The organism is Brevundimonas sp. LM2 (genome assembly GCF_002002865.1).
Lineage (GTDB): Bacteria > Pseudomonadota > Alphaproteobacteria > Caulobacterales > Caulobacteraceae > Brevundimonas.
In genome coordinates this window covers 58,560-72,343 of the sequence record NZ_CP019508.1, presented here as the reverse complement: position 1 = coordinate 72,343, position 13,784 = coordinate 58,560, and the positions used below count along the sequence as shown (strand labels likewise).

At 64.4% G+C, this 13,784-nt stretch carries 13 protein-coding genes; 6 read left to right on the top strand and 7 right to left on the bottom strand.

What is annotated here, in order from left to right; genetic code table 11:
• Window positions 1-54: 54 nt before the first annotated feature.
• Genes BZG35_RS00320 through BZG35_RS00310 form a run of 3 tightly spaced genes read right to left on the bottom strand, consistent with a single transcriptional unit; the run spans window position 55 to window position 2,775 of the window.
• Complete coding sequence (locus tag BZG35_RS00320; protein ID WP_077353776.1) at window positions 55-480, bottom strand: HPr kinase/phosphorylase; 426 nt, start codon at window positions 478-480, stop codon at window positions 55-57.
• Window positions 477-2,102, bottom strand: coding sequence for a stimulus-sensing domain-containing protein (locus tag BZG35_RS00315; protein WP_077353775.1), 1,626 nt, complete (start codon window positions 2,100-2,102; stop codon window positions 477-479). The genes BZG35_RS00320 and BZG35_RS00315 overlap by 4 nt, the downstream gene beginning before the upstream one ends.
• Entirely contained in the window at window positions 2,071-2,775 is a 705-nt protein-coding gene (locus BZG35_RS00310; protein ID WP_077357681.1) for a response regulator transcription factor, read from the bottom strand. Before BZG35_RS00310 ends, BZG35_RS00315 begins: the two co-directional genes overlap by 32 nt.
• A 181-nt stretch (window positions 2,776-2,956) precedes the next feature.
• On the opposite strand from BZG35_RS00310, the gene BZG35_RS00305 reads away from it, so the two are divergent.
• The gene (locus BZG35_RS00305) at window positions 2,957-4,666 is read left to right on the top strand and encodes a hypothetical protein (protein WP_077353774.1); all 1,710 of its coding nucleotides are present in this window, start codon (window positions 2,957-2,959) and stop codon (window positions 4,664-4,666) included.
• Between the two features lie 34 nt (window positions 4,667-4,700).
• Here the strand turns inward: BZG35_RS00305 and BZG35_RS00300 are convergent, their stop codons facing one another.
• Window positions 4,701-5,006 carry a zf-TFIIB domain-containing protein gene (locus BZG35_RS00300; protein ID WP_077353773.1) on the bottom strand — a complete coding sequence of 102 codons (306 nt, stop codon included), beginning with the start codon at window positions 5,004-5,006 and terminating at the stop codon, window positions 4,701-4,703.
• A 199-nt stretch (window positions 5,007-5,205) separates the two neighbouring features.
• On the opposite strand from BZG35_RS00300, the gene BZG35_RS00295 reads away from it, so the two are divergent.
• Both BZG35_RS00295 and BZG35_RS00290 read left to right on the top strand, forming a co-directional pair.
• Window positions 5,206-5,646 carry a VOC family protein gene (locus BZG35_RS00295; protein ID WP_077353772.1) on the top strand — a complete coding sequence of 147 codons (441 nt, stop codon included), beginning with the start codon at window positions 5,206-5,208 and terminating at the stop codon, window positions 5,644-5,646.
• Between the two features lies 1 nt (window position 5,647).
• Entirely contained in the window at window positions 5,648-6,253 is a 606-nt protein-coding gene (locus BZG35_RS00290; protein ID WP_077353771.1) for a DUF6655 family protein, read from the top strand.
• Window positions 6,254-6,257: 4 nt separating this feature from the next.
• Here BZG35_RS00290 and BZG35_RS00285 read toward each other — a convergent pair whose 3' ends face one another.
• Window positions 6,258-7,343: an NAD(P)-dependent alcohol dehydrogenase gene (locus BZG35_RS00285; RefSeq protein WP_077353770.1), complete on the bottom strand. Its 1,086-nt coding sequence runs from the start codon at window positions 7,341-7,343 to the stop codon at window positions 6,258-6,260.
• A gap of 124 nt (window positions 7,344-7,467) precedes the next feature.
• On the opposite strand from BZG35_RS00285, the gene polA reads away from it, so the two are divergent.
• The 3 genes from polA to BZG35_RS00270 all read left to right on the top strand — a co-directional run bounded on the left by polA (window position 7,468) and on the right by BZG35_RS00270 (window position 12,398).
• Window positions 7,468-10,398: a DNA polymerase I gene (gene polA / locus BZG35_RS00280; RefSeq protein ID WP_077357679.1), complete on the top strand. Its 2,931-nt coding sequence runs from the start codon at window positions 7,468-7,470 to the stop codon at window positions 10,396-10,398.
• A 117-nt stretch (window positions 10,399-10,515) separates the two neighbouring features.
• Window positions 10,516-11,478: a thymidylate synthase gene (locus BZG35_RS00275; protein ID WP_077353769.1), complete on the top strand. Its 963-nt coding sequence runs from the start codon at window positions 10,516-10,518 to the stop codon at window positions 11,476-11,478.
• Window positions 11,479-11,489: 11 nt separating this feature from the next.
• Window positions 11,490-12,398, top strand: coding sequence for a hypothetical protein (locus tag BZG35_RS00270; RefSeq protein ID WP_077353768.1), 909 nt, complete (start codon window positions 11,490-11,492; stop codon window positions 12,396-12,398).
• 1 nt (window position 12,399) lies between these two features.
• On the opposite strand, the gene BZG35_RS00265 is transcribed toward BZG35_RS00270, so the two are convergent.
• A complete protein-coding gene (locus BZG35_RS00265; protein ID WP_077353767.1) occupies window positions 12,400-13,494 on the bottom strand; it encodes an ImmA/IrrE family metallo-endopeptidase in 1,095 nt (364 codons plus the stop codon).
• Entirely contained in the window at window positions 13,491-13,721 is a 231-nt protein-coding gene (locus BZG35_RS00260; protein ID WP_077353766.1) for a hypothetical protein, read from the bottom strand. The genes BZG35_RS00265 and BZG35_RS00260 overlap by 4 nt, the downstream gene beginning before the upstream one ends.
• Window positions 13,722-13,784 lie beyond the last annotated feature (63 nt).

The window sequence follows — 13,784 nt, the reverse complement described above, 5'->3', positions numbered from 1 at the left end:
CAGCCCCCCGGGCCGATCCGCAAGCGGGTCTAGATAGAGGAAAGTCTGCGCGGGTTAAAGCCGCCTGATGGCGTGCGCCAGGGTTTCGACGGCCGATGCCGGTCGAACGTCCAGATCGAGTTGCGGCAGGGTGACGCCCGCCAGGGTGACCGACCCGGCTTCCGGGAGGCGATCCACCGTCGCGCCCCGGCAGTCCACGACCAGGCCGATCCGGCAGAGCGGGTGGTGGGTCACCGACAGAATGCCGAGCCCCCGGGCTTCGATCCGACCGGCGATCGTCTGGGCCGGGGCCGCGAACAGGCCGCCGTGCGAGCGCCAGAGGTGAACATAGTCGTCCCCGATCAGCCGCCAGCCCCGGGCGATCAGACGCAGGGCCAGATCGCTTTTTCCGGCACCCGAGGGCCCTCGCAACAGCGCGCCACGCCAGCCTCCTTGGGCATAGGTGGCGACGGCGGTGGCGTGGATCGGCGCGGTCGTCACCGGCGACCGGTGGAGGGCAGGGTGACCTCGAACCGCGCGCCCGCGATACGGCCGTCCGGCTCCACGCGGTTCGTCGCGACCACCCGTCCCCCGTGCGCCTCGACGATCTGCTTGACGATCGACAGGCCCAGTCCGGAGTTGGACCCGAAGGCCGTCCCGCGCGGGCGCGAGGTGTAGAAACGTTCGAACACCGTCTCGAGGTTTTCGGACGGAATGCCGGGTCCGTCGTCCTCGACCCGGATCGCCAGGGCGCGGTCCGGCTCGCCCTCGTCGCGCAACACGGTCACGCGGACCGCTCTGCCGGGCGGGCTGAACGATCGAGCGTTGTCGATCAGGTTGCGGAACACCTGGCCCAGGGGACCGTCGCGACCCAGGACCCGGGCCGCGCCGTCCGTCGTCAGCGCCAGCCGCACGGGCGCTTCTCCGGGCTTGGCCGTGGTTTCATAGACATTGACGATATCGGTCAGCAGGGCCGCCAGATCGACCGGCCGCGGCCGGTCGCGGGACAGTTCGGCGTCCAGACGCGAGGCATTGGAGATGTCGGTGATCAGCCGGTCCAGGCGTCTGACGTCCTGTTGCAGCACCCGGGTCAGCCGGTCGCGCTTGTCCTGATCCTGCACCAGATCGAGCGTTTCCAGCGCCGAACGGATCGAGGTCAGGGGGTTCTTGATCTCATGCGACACATCGGCGGCGAACCGCTCGATGGCGTCCATCCGGTCGGACAGGGTCTCGGTCATCGACTCCAGCGACCGCGCCAGATCGCCGATCTCGTCCTTGCGGTCCTCCAGGTCGGGCAGGGAGATGGCGCGGGCCCGCTGCAGCCGGACCTGATCCGCCGCGGCCGACAGGCGCATGACGGGCCGGGCCACGAACAGATGCAGCAGCAGCGAGGCCAGCAGGTTCACCGCCAGGGCCACCAGGGCGAACGGCACGAGGGCCCGGCGCTGGGCGCTGAGGATCTGGTCGACGTCGCCGGCCTCCAGCGTCAGCACGCCCAGAACCTGCTGGACATGGCGCACCGGCAAGGAGACCGAGACGACCCGGGCCCCTTCCTCGGAGCGTCGCACGGTCGCCTGGGGCTCGCCCGCCAAAGCGGCCTCGATCTCTTCGCCGAGCGCGATATTGGCACGGGCGAGGTCGGCCTGATCCTGCACGGGATCGGTCGTCACGACCGGCGGCGACCCCGCCGGCAGGGAGGGCGGCAGCGGCTCGCCGGGGATCTCGTCAGAGACGGCATAGCTGTCCGACACCAACAGGCCGTCGCTGTCGTACAACCGCGCGCGCTGGCCGGTCGGAATGAAGTTGTCGCGCAGCCAGCGGCTGGCCTGGATCTGATCCAGGGCCGGCGTCGGTTCCCCGCCGGTGATGCCCAGCTGGCCCAGCACGTTCGACAGCAGCTCGGCCTGGACCATCAGGCTTTCCTGACGCGCCTGCACCAGGCCGCGATCCCACTGGTTCAGCGCCAGGGCGCCCCCGAACAGGATCAGCAGGCTCAGGAGGTTGAGCGCGAGGATCAGCCCACCCAGCCGGGATCCGCCGAAGCGGATCAGCCGACGGCGCAGTGGCGCATCGTCCTGACCATCGAGCGTGTCAGCTCTCGCGGTAACGATAGCCGACGCCATACAGGGTCTCGATCGCGTCGAACTCGGGGTCGACCACGCGGAACTTCTTGCGCATGCGTTTGACGTGGCTGTCGATGGTGCGGTCGTCGACATAGACTTGATCGTCGTAGGCGGCGTCCATCAGATTGTCCCGGCTCTTCACGAACCCGGGCCGCTGGGCCAGGGCCTGCAGCAGCAGGAACTCGGTGACCGTCAGCTTGACCGGCCGGCCGTCCCAGGTGCTTTCGTGACGCGCCGGATCCATCAACAGCTTGCCGCGGCGGATCGCCTTGCCGCTGACCTCGGCCGAGGGTTCCGGCTCGCCGCCGTCCCCGCCCGAGCGCCGCAGCAGGGCCTTGACCCGCTCGATCAGCAATCGCTGGCTGAACGGCTTGTGCATGTAGTCGTCGGCCCCAAGGTTGAAGCCCAGGATCTCGTCGATCTCCTCGTCCTTGGACGTCAGCATAATGACCGGGATCTGGCTGGTCTGGCGCAGCCGGCGCAGGACCTCCATTCCGTCCATGCGGGGCATCTTGACGTCGAGGATGGCCAGGTCCGGCGGAGACGTCTCCAGCGCCTCGAGGCCGGTGGCCCCGTCGTGATAGGCGACCACCTTGTGGCCGTGGCTTTCCAGCGCCAGCGACACGGAGGCGACGATGTTCTCGTCGTCGTCCACCAGGGTGATATTGGCCAAATCGGTCTCCTCGTCTCGCTCCCGACACAGGTCGGGGCCGTGTGAACGCATGGCAAGCGTTACCGTTCGCCCGGGATCGCGGTGACTTTACGGCCACAGTCGGGCGGTGACCAGTTTTCGTTCACGAAACCGGGCCTTAAGCCCTTTTGCGTAGGGTTCGGGCAAATCTTGAGCGAGACCCATGGCCGGACCTGTCCATTACGAACTCTATATTCGCAAGACGGCACCCTCGCCCTGGGCGCTGATGATGGCCACGGAAGAACGCAAGCATGCGGTCGATACCGCCGAGGAGATCCTGCGGGACAAGACCGCTGTCGCGGTGCGGGTGACCAAGGAAACGCTCGATCCCGACACGATGGCGTTCAACAGCGTGACGGTCCTGACCCGGGGCATCCCCGAGCCGCCCAAGAAGCGCGTCGTCAGCGATGCGGACCGTCCGAACTGCATGACGCCGGCCGATCTCTATACACCTCATGCGCGTGAGCTGGTCGGCCGGGTCCTGGAGGACTGGCTGATGCGAAACGGCGCCACGCCCTTCGAACTGCTTCACCGGCCCGATCTGATCGAGCGGCTCGAGGCGTCGGGCGTCGAGGTGCAGCACGCGATTCAGAAGGTTTCGGTGCCCGAGAGCCAGGCGACGGGCCAGCCCATTCACGAACTGGTCCGCCACTATCAGCGCCTCAGCACCTTGGCGATGGAGCGGGTCGTGGCCGCCGGACGCCGGGGTCTGTTTCCGGATCTGGCCAATCGGTCGCTCGCCGACGTGGCCCATCGGCTATCCGGCTCCGCCGATCGGGGCTTCGTCATGGGCGGTGTCGTCGCGGGGGCCCTGGTCGGCGTGCGCGGCGCGCGGGCGCGGCTCGACCGCCTGATGGACCTGGCCGATCGCGCCCCCATGGACGGCCCGCCCCGCGCCCTGGTCATGGTGCCGATCGAACAGATCCTGGTCGAGCTGCTGGGCGCGCGGACGGGCCTGGCCCAGATCCTGGGGCCGGCACTGGATCAGGGGGGCAGTCTGGCCGCCGTGGTCCGCATGGTGGCTCCAAAGGAGATCGGCGCCCTGATCGCGCACGATCCCCGCACCGCTCTGCTGATGCCCGCCGTCGACGGGGCCGCCGCGCGGCTGGGCGAACGGCTCGAGGCCGGCGACTATCCCATTCTCGCGGCTTCGCTGGCGCGCATGGTGCTGCGCGAACTGCAGGGCCCTCGGCGCCTGCGTCCGTCCGACGGGCCGGGCGAGATCGACATCCTGCGCACCCTGGCCATGGCCTTGACGGCGACGGCCGGGCGGTTGCTGACGCTCGAAGAGGTCCAGAACGCCTTCATCGAACGGTCCAAGAGCCTGGTCACGGCCGATTTCGTCCAGGCCTATGTCGCCCCCTGCGACACCGTCCTGTGCGAGGCGGAGCAGCTGATGCGCCTGTGCGAAAACGTGACCGGGTCCGCCAACAAGCGCGCGGCGGCGCGGTGGCTGCTGGCCTGCGTCGGTTCGCTCCGCTTCGAGACCGAGATGCGGACCGCCGGTCCCACCGCCGCGCGGAAGCTCCAGGTCCTGGCCCAGCTTCAGCGCTCCCTGCGCACGGCCGCCCTGGCGGAGCACGACACCGAGCAGATCAGCACCGCGATCGGCCTGGTCGGCGGGGTGGTCGAGGCCGAGGCCAAGCTGACGGCCCAGCTCGGCCGCGCCTCCGCGCCTATCCCCCAAAAACTGTCGGCCCTGCTTCGCCTGGCGGCCGGAGAGACCGCGCCCCTCGGACCGGCCGCGGACCGCGCCAAGGCGGAAGCGATCCGGATCTTCCGCAACCCCGAGGCCCGCGCCGCCCTGGGCACCTCGTCCGAAACCTTGGCGCCGCTGAAGACCCTGATGCAGGCCGCCGGCCTGGCCGCCTGAGCGCCGCCGGTCCGGTGGGCCGTCGGGGGCTCGATCAGTCGAAGATGTCGAAGATGCTGTCGCGTTTCTTCTTCTTGTAGTGGCGATCGTCGTCGTCGCGGTACCGCGGCTGCTCCCTGTAGGGCGACGGGGTCTGTCCCCAGGGCTGGCTCTGCGGCGGCGGAGATGCATAGGTGTGGGGCGCGGGCGCCGCCGCGGCCGGCGCGCCCTCCATCAGCTTTTCCAGTTCTCCGCGGTCCAGCCAGACGCCGCGACAGGTGGGGCACATGTCGAACTGGACACCGTTCCGGTCCAGGGTCTGCATCTGGGCATTGTCGTTCGGGCACATCAGAAGCGGCATCGGCGGTCTCCTTGCGAACAAGTCTCAATCCGTAGAGTGACGGAGTTGCCCCACCTCAGCAAGCCGGCCGGGTGTCGCGGCGCCGCCGCGCCCGCACGGCCTGATCAGCACGGCGTGATGCATTGAAGTTGCCCGTGGACTTTGGTCGCCGAGCATTTTGCGCCTAGAAACAGGCCTTCCCGTCTGTTCGAGATTGTTCATGCGCTATCTGCACACCATGGTCCGGGTCGCCGACCTCGACGCGTCCCTGCATTTCTGGACCCACCAGCTGGGCCTCCAGGAAGTTCGACGGCTTGAGAACGAAAAGGGTCGGTTCACCCTGGTCTTTCTGGCCGCGCCACGCGATCTCGAACGCTCTGAGGCCGAACGGTCGCCCGAGGTCGAACTGACCTATAATTGGGATGCGGAAACCTACAGCGGCGGCCGCAACTTCGGTCACCTGGCCTACCGCGTCGCGGACATCTACGCGACCTGCCGGCACCTGATGGACTCGGGCGTGGTGATCAACCGCCCGCCCCGGGACGGCAACATGGCCTTCGTCCGGTCGCCCGACGGCATCTCCATAGAATTGCTTCAGGAGGGCCCGGCCCTTCCGCCCGCCGAGCCGTGGCTGTCCATGCCCAACACCGGCACCTGGTAGGATGCGGTCGGTCCTGATCGGCCTCGGCCTCCTGCTCGGGGCCTGCGCCTCCACCAACGAAAGTTATACGGGGCGCACGGCCACCGAGCAGTTGCTGATGTCGCGCGCCGCCGACGAGGCCGTCGAGGGGCTTCGCCTGCCGATTCCCGCGTCTTCGAAGATTTTCGTCGATACGCGCTTTTTCCAGGGCGAGGGGTCGAGCTACGCCACATCGGCCATCCGCAGTGCTCTGTCCAAAGCCGGGTTCTCCCTGGCCGACGATCGGGCCGGCGCGGATGTGGTGTTCGAGCTGAGGGCGGGGTCGCTGTCGCTGGAACAGATGCGGCGCGTCGTCGGCATTCCGGCCTTGGCCGTACCGATCAACGAGACGCTGAACGTGGTGTCCTTGCCCGAGTTGAGCCTCTACAGCCGCCGGGACCGCGTCGGCGTGGCCGAGTTCTCCGGCTTCCTCTACGACGCGCGTACGGGTGCGCCCCTGGGGGCCGTCGCGCCCATGATCGGGGAGTTCAGGATCCGGAGCCACAAGGTGCTGATGGTCGTCGCCTGGGGCCAGCAGTCCGTCCGCCCGGGCCAGAACGACCCGGGCGACAGCTGGCGCGAGTTCTAGGTCCTTAGGACAGAGTGCTCATGTCGATCACGGCGCGGTAGCGGACCGCGCCGTTCTCGACCCGGGTGAAGACCTCGTTGATGTCCTTGATGTCGACGATCTCGATCTCGGGCGCGATGCCGTTGGCGGCGCAGAAGTCCAGCACGTCCTGGGTCTCCTGCAGATTGCCGATCAGCGATCCCGAGACGCTTTGGCGCTTGAAGGCCAGCTTGGAGTTGTCGACGCCGTCGACGACATCCAGGTTGCCGACCACCACGAAATGGGCGTCGCGCTTCATCAGCGCCAGCAGGTCGCCGACCTCGTGCTTTTCGGGCACGGTCGACAGGATGAAGTCGAACGATCCGGCCAAGGGCGTCAGGGCGGTCTTGTCGGTCTCGATATAAGCGGCGTCGGCCCCTTGAGCCTTGGCGTCGGCGATCTTCTCGGGGGTGGAGGTCAGCACCGTCACCTCCGCCCCGATGGCCTTGGCCAGCTTGGCCGCCATGTGACCCAGGCCGCCGAAGCCCAGGACCGCGACCTTGTCGCCAGCCTTCACGCCCCAGTGCTGCATCGGCGACCAGGTGGTGACGCCGGCGCACAGGATCGGGGCAGCGGCGGCGGGATCCAAACCCTCGGGGATCGACAGGGCGAAATCCTCCTTCACCACCACGGTGTCCGAATAGCCGCCGAAGGTGTTGTCGCGGCCGTACATGTTCGACGCGTCCTCGGTCTCGGTCGCCGGGGTCATCGGACCGTTGTAGGTCGCCAGCCACCCATTAGGCCCCTCGCAGTAGTTCTGGTCGCCGTCCTTGCAGGGCTCGCACGACCGGCAGCTGTCGATCATGCAGCCGACGCCGACGATGTCGCCTTCCTTGAAGCGCGTGGCGTTCGCGCCGGTCTTCCTGACGCGTCCGACGACCTCGTGGCCGGGCACGCAGGGGTAGACCGTGTTGCTCCACTCGTTCTTGGCCTGGTGGATGTCGGAGTGGCAGACGCCGGTGAACATGACCTTGATCTGGATCTCGTCGTCCTTGGGCTCATCGCGCTCGATCTCCATCCGCTCCAGCTTGGCGGCGGCGGACTTGGTGCCATAGGCGAGGGAGGTGATCATGATGGAGGCTCCGGGGAGGGGAAGCCGTGACAACCCGAGGCCCCGTCTGTTGTTCCGAACGGTCAAGGCCGGTTTCGACGCGCGCCCCGGTGACGGGGGCAGGACGTCCGCCTATGTTCGCCCCATGTCCGATGCCGCCGACCTCGATGCCCCCGCCGCCCAGCCCGGGGAGCGCCCCCTGACCCAGGACGGGCCCGCGGTGCGCCTGTGGCTGATCGACGCCTCCGCATACATCTTCCGCGCCTACCACGCCCTGCCGCCCCTCACCCGCAAGTCCGACGGTCTGCCTGTGGGCGCGGTCCAGGGGTACTGCAATATGCTTTGGAAGCTGCTGAAGGACATGCGGGGGGCGGACGGGCCGACGCATCTGGCGGCGATCTTTGATCATTCGGAGAAGACGTTCCGGAACGATCTGTACGATCAGTACAAGGCCAACCGGTCGGCGCCGCCGGAGGATCTGATCCCGCAGTTTCCGCTGGTCCGGGAGGCGACGCGGGCGTTCGGCGTGCATTGCGTCGAGCTGCCCGGCTATGAGGCCGACGACCTGATCGCCACCTATGCCTGCAAGGTCAGGGACGCGGGCGGAGAGTGCGTGATCGTCAGCTCCGACAAGGACCTGATGCAGCTGATCGGCCCGTCGGTGGTCATGTGGGACCCGATGAAGGACCGCCGCCTGGCCGAGGAGGCGGTGTTCGAGAAGTTCGGCGTCACCCCCGACAAGATGATCGACCTGCAGGCCCTGATCGGCGACAGCGTCGACAACGTCCCCGGCGCCCCCGGCATCGGCCCCAAGACCGCGGCCCAGCTGCTGGACGAATACGGCGACCTGGACACCCTGCTGGAGCGCGCCGGGGAGATCAAACAGCCCAAGCGCCGCGAGACCCTGATCAATTTCCGCGACCAGATCCTGCTGAGCCGCCAGCTGGTCCGCCTGACCTGCGACGCCCCCGCGCCCGAGCCCATCGACGACTTCGCGATGCGCGACCCCGACCCCCAGACCCTGGCCGACTTCCTGGAGGCGATGGAGTTCCGCTCCCTGCTGCGCCGCGTCGGCGACGGCAGGCTGGAGGGCCACGACGGCTCCGCCTTCGCCCCCGTCCGCCCCGCCCCCCTCAGCGCCCCCGTCATCTCCCCCCGCTACGCCCCCCAGGCGGTCCCGGCCGACGTCGAAAAACAGGCCGTCGACCACGACGCCTATGCCTGTATCCAGACCCTGGAACAGCTGGACGCCTTTATCGAAAGGGCCCGGAAGGCGGGGGTGGTCGGGTTCGACACCGAGACCGACGCCCTGTCGGCGACCCATGCCGGGCTGTGCGGCGTCTCCCTGGCCATCGGCCCCAACGACGCCTGCTATGTGCCGCTGACGCATGAGCATCCGCCGGTCGAGGGATCGGGCGGGCTGGATTTCGGCGGCGAGGGCGGCGAGACCCGCACCCCGCTGGACCAGCTGGACAAGCCCACGGTGCTCCTCCGGCTGAAGACCCTGCTGGAGGACCCCGGCGTCCTCAAGGTCATGCAGAACGGCAAATACGACATGGCCGTCATGGCGCGTCGGGGCATCCGCGTCGCCCCGATCGACGACACCATGCTGATCTCCTACGTGCTCGAAGGGGGCCTGCACGGCCACGGCATGGACGAGCTGAGCCGCCTGCACCTGGGCCACGAGCCGATCCCGTTCAAGAAGGTCGCCGGCACCGGCAAGGCGCAGAAATCCTTCAAACACGTCGAGCTGAAACCGGCCACCGCCTATGCCGCCGAGGACGCCGACGTCACCCTGCGGCTGTGGTCCATCCTCAAGCCCCGTCTGGCCGAGCAGCAGCTGGTCGCCGTCTATGAGACGCTGGAGCGCGGCATGCCCGCGGTCCTGGCCGACATGGAGCGGGCCGGCATCCGCGTCGACCCCGCCCGCCTGCGCCGCCTGTCGTCCGAGTTCGGGCTGAAGATGGCCGAGCTGGAGGCCCAGGCCCACGCCCTGGCCGGCCGCCCCTTCACGATCAGCAGCCCCAAACAGATCGGCGAGCTGCTGTTCGGCGAGCTGAACCTGTCGGGCGGCAAGAAGACCGCCAGCGGCCAGTGGGAGACCGGCGCCGCCACGCTGGAGACCCTGGCCCTGACCCACGACCTGCCGCGCGCGATCCTGGAATGGCGCCAGCTGGCCAAGCTGAAGGGCACCTATACCGATGCCCTGGTCGCCGCCATGGACCCCGAGACCGACCGCATCCACACCAGCTATCAACTGGCCGCCGCCACCACCGGCCGCCTGGCCTCCAGCGACCCCAACCTGCAGAACATCCCGATCCGCACGGAAACAGGCCGCCAGATCCGCCAGGCCTTCATCGCCGCCCCCGGCCACGTCCTGATCAGCGCCGACTATTCCCAGATCGAGCTGCGCCTGCTGGCCCATATCGGCGACATCCCCGAGCTGAAGCGCGCCTTCAAGGCCGGGATCGACATCCACACGGCCACGGCGTCCGAGATGTTCGGCGTCCCCGTCGCCGACATGGACCCCGAGACGCGCCGCCGCGCCAAGGCCATCAATTTCGGCATCGTCTACGGCATCTCGGCCTTCGGCCTGGCCAACCAGCTGGGCATCGATCAGGGCGAGGCCGGGGCCTATATCAAGACCTATTTCGAACGCTTCCCCGGCATCCGCACCTATATGGACGCCACCCGCGCCGAGGTCCGCGCCGCGGGCTTCGTCTCGACCGTCTTCGGCCGCAAGATCCACATCCCGGCCATCCACTCCAAATCGGGGGCCGAGCGCCAGTTCGGCGAACGCGCCGCCATCAACGCCCCGATCCAGGGCGCCGCCGCCGACATCATCCGCCGCGCCATGATCCGCATGCCGGGCGCGCTTGAGGCCGCGGGGCTGGAGACGCGGATGCTGCTGCAGGTGCACGACGAACTGGTGTTCGAGGCCCCGGAGGCGGAGGTCGAGGTGGCCATCCCCCTGATCAAGCGGATCATGGAGGGGGCGGCGGAGCCGGCCGTGGCGCTGAGTGTGCCGCTGGTGGTGGATGCGCGGGCGGCGGGGAACTGGGATGAGGCGCACTAGGGGGCGGGATCTGTCGCAGAGCTAGCGGCTGGCTGAAGGACGACATCTCGTATCGCGCGCGCCAGTTGACAGGCCCACAACCTGTACGGCTATCCTCGCGCAGGCAAGGGTGTGGACATGGAATGCAGTGGCGATAGTCTCGATGACGTTCTTATCCAACTTTACAATGCGTTGGGAAAAACCACCCGCAGAAATGAAGAGGGCAGCCGAGGATCAAATTTTGAGATTTTAGGCGTCTCTCTCCACGTTTCTAATCCTCGTGCACGCCTGAGCCGCTCGGAAAATCGAGGCAAGACGTTTAGCGCCTTGGGCGAACTACTTTGGTATTTATCGGGCCGCGAAGATCTCGGATTCATCGAACCCTACGTCCCGATCTATAGAGACGAAGTTGTCAATGGCATCATTGAGGGGGCCTACGGGCCCCGTCTTTTCGATATGCGCGGAATCAACCAAATTGATTCCATTATCTCGATTCTAAGTCGTAAACCTGGCACCAGGCGAGCAGTCATTCAGCTGTTCAATGCTGAAGATATAGCCATCGATAAAAAAGAAATTCCATGTACGACAACTCTTCAGTTTCACCTTAGAGAAGATGGGCTTCACTTATCAGTAACTATGCGCTCAAATGACGCGTATTGGGGCCTTCCGCACGACGTGTTCTGCTTTACGATGATGCAAGAGCTTATAGCAAGAAGACTCAACGTAGAGCTCGGCACCTACATGCATTATGCTGGAAGCATGCACGTATATGATAATTTTTACGACGATATGAAATCATACGTGTCTGAAGGTTACCAACGACCGGCACCCATGCCGGAAATGCCGATAGGTGATAACTTTGCACTCGTACCGGCCATATTGGCGGCGGAAGATAGTATAAGGCACGGCGAACCAATCGGTGCAGCGCTGCAGAGCAATGCGTACTGGAAGGACATAATCATTCTAGTCGAGGCGTATTGGGCAAGCGGGCAACCAGAAAAGTTGGATAAACTGAAGGAGCAGCTTCATGAGCCAATGTATTTCCCATACATTGATGCCAGAAAAACCATGGCCGTTCGCGCACCGTTGAAGCGGCAATAGGACCGAATACGATGTGGCCAAGTCGAGAAGCTGATCGCCTCCGAATATCAAATGCTCTAGCGGTTCATAATCTGCATCGACAGCCTTTGCCTGGAATATCTAGCAAATCTGCTCAGGAGGTATTGGCACTACAGATTGTTGCCAGCTTGAGGCGTGAGGACTTCTACAAGGCCATCCAATCAAAGCCGGCAGCAGACTTCAGGGCAGATCCGTTGGATCCCCGGTTCGATCCAGAGCGAGCTGTAGCGTTTCATAAGGCGGCAGGAAATTTGGATGAAGCGTTTTGGCTAATTTTTCTGATGACGCACTTCGCAAAGCCTGCGGATAGCGGTTGGCTTCGACTACGGGATTTTTACGGAAAACTGGGTAGCGGGCGCTGGGATTGGGCGACCGTGCAAAACTCTCCAAATTCAGTAAACCTTTGGCTCAAGGCCAATTGGCAGAATATTGGAGGAAAGTTTGGTAATCATCGAAAGTACCAAAGTCTTCGACCGGGGGCAAAGCTCTACACCGGCGAAGTTGTCGAGAGTTACGTTTCTTGGATTGGGAGTGGAGGCCACGCCGCCCGTTTCTCGCAGCTAACTAAGCAGGGCGGCAACGACCCATTTGACGGCCTCTACAGCGCTTTTGTGGTCAAAAGTTTCGGTAGACTCGCTCGCTTTGACTACTTGATGCTGGTCAGCCGATACGGCCTTGCAAATATCAGCCCGACCTCCGCTTACCTTTCGGGAGCCACCGGGCCAAGAGGCGGGGTGAGTCTGCTGTTCACCGGAGTGATAAAGGGACCGCTGAGTCCCAAGCAGCTCCAAGAAAAACTGACCATGTTGGACGATGATCTCGGAGTGGGAATGTCAGTATTAGAAGATTCATTGTGTAACTGGCAAAAAAGTCCCAATAAATTCGTTCATTTTAAAGGATAGATCAGACTAGAGCCGGGTCGATGTCAGCCCAAGCCCATCTGCGCTTAAGCGAGTTAAGCTTGCTATGACTAATTAACTTCAGATGCTGCATTTGCCCTACAGTAAGGCCAGGAGATATTCCGTTAATCTTACTAAAGCTGAGAACCGATCTGCGATCCGGAGAGAGTGAAGCTAACTGACTTCGTTCTGAATCAGGCAAGATGCAATCAGCGGCGAATTGATTCGCCTCCTGCTCTAACGCATCGACAATCGTGTCTTCTGCATCCACAAAGGTTTGACCTCCATGCAGTATAAGATGGCCTAACTCGTGGAAGACGGTAAACCAAAAATGGTCATCGGCACGATGGCGGAAACTTAGTAGCATCATAGCCTTATCGGCTGAAATCATTCGGCTCGCACCGCTGGCATGGCATCCTGAAGGCGTCTTCACTACAACAACTGCTACGCCCGCCTCAGCGCACAGCACTTTTAGTTTTGGCAGGAAGCGGTCAGGTTTGCTTATCCGAGTTAGCTCCCTGATCGCAGGCAACACCTCACGCAAGCGAGATTCTCGGAACGGCTTCGTGATCGCCAGATCGGCCTCCAATTCTCCTCGTCTTAGCCAAAGCGTTGTAGCTGCCTTGGAGGATTGAAAACTTGGCGATGTCCGAAATTTGGTATCTGAGAAAACATTGCCGTACCGCTGTTGCCAAGCATCCAAAGTCGGCACGCTAAAGAATACGAGTCGGCGCTCCAACTCGCTTCGCATTGCTTCCTCGGTAAACTGGCCGCGCCGCGCAGGCCCTGGCGTGGGCACGACGTCTAGCCACTCATCAACGCGCGGAAGTGCGGCGCTAACCGCTCGTTCTAATGAGATTTCGTAGTTCGCCTGACGTTGGAGCCAGAACGTCGAGGTTGCTCCAAGCGCTCTTGCCAACGCACCAGCGGTGTTCTCGTCGATTGCGAGCGACCCCTCCATAAGCCCACGAACCTCCTGGAGGCCGCCGTTTAGATGAGATGCTAGGTCGTCGGCAGACTTTCCTTTGCGCTGCATTGCAGCACGCATCGAATCACCGGGCTTTGAAAACCAATCAGTGGAGGTCAGCTGATTGCTCATGAGCGCTTCCAAAGGGTCAGGATTTTCAATCGAGTGACACTCTTCCAGTCAACTTTACCGCAGGCATCACGTGTAATTTTCGTGCCGACCGGGACGAACGTTGCGACGTAGACTGGACCAACCGCGAATGAAAGGGAATCGTCCGCGTGAAGCTCGGCGTCTTCAGCCCGAAACTCGAGGACCTCCGCTGCGGTCGTAAACGCCTCCATCTCCGCAAGAGCAGTCATGAGTGCTCCTGCATGTCCGGGGCCAAGCTCAGCTTCTGCCGCGCCAATGCTACAGCATATGTC

What these genes read in the sequence shown, in the direction of transcription:
- BZG35_RS00295 (WP_077353772.1), top strand. Translation starts at nt 5,206, where the DNA reads ATGCGCTATCTGCACACCATGGTCCGGGTCGCCGACCTCGACGCGTCC.
- BZG35_RS00260 (WP_077353766.1), bottom strand. Translation starts at nt 13,721, where the DNA reads ATGACTGCTCTTGCGGAGATGGAGGCGTTTACGACCGCAGCGGAGGTC.
- polA (WP_077357679.1), top strand. Translation starts at nt 7,468, where the DNA reads ATGTCCGATGCCGCCGACCTCGATGCCCCCGCCGCCCAGCCCGGGGAG.
- BZG35_RS00305 (WP_077353774.1), top strand. Translation starts at nt 2,957, where the DNA reads ATGGCCGGACCTGTCCATTACGAACTCTATATTCGCAAGACGGCACCC.
- BZG35_RS00290 (WP_077353771.1), top strand. Translation starts at nt 5,648, where the DNA reads ATGCGGTCGGTCCTGATCGGCCTCGGCCTCCTGCTCGGGGCCTGCGCC.
- BZG35_RS00270 (WP_077353768.1), top strand. Translation starts at nt 11,490, where the DNA reads ATGTGGCCAAGTCGAGAAGCTGATCGCCTCCGAATATCAAATGCTCTA.
- BZG35_RS00315 (WP_077353775.1), bottom strand. Translation starts at nt 2,102, where the DNA reads ATGGCGTCGGCTATCGTTACCGCGAGAGCTGACACGCTCGATGGTCAG.
- BZG35_RS00265 (WP_077353767.1), bottom strand. Translation starts at nt 13,494, where the DNA reads ATGAGCAATCAGCTGACCTCCACTGATTGGTTTTCAAAGCCCGGTGAT.
- BZG35_RS00285 (WP_077353770.1), bottom strand. Translation starts at nt 7,343, where the DNA reads ATGATCACCTCCCTCGCCTATGGCACCAAGTCCGCCGCCGCCAAGCTG.
- BZG35_RS00275 (WP_077353769.1), top strand. Translation starts at nt 10,516, where the DNA reads ATGGAATGCAGTGGCGATAGTCTCGATGACGTTCTTATCCAACTTTAC.
- BZG35_RS00300 (WP_077353773.1), bottom strand. Translation starts at nt 5,006, where the DNA reads ATGCCGCTTCTGATGTGCCCGAACGACAATGCCCAGATGCAGACCCTG.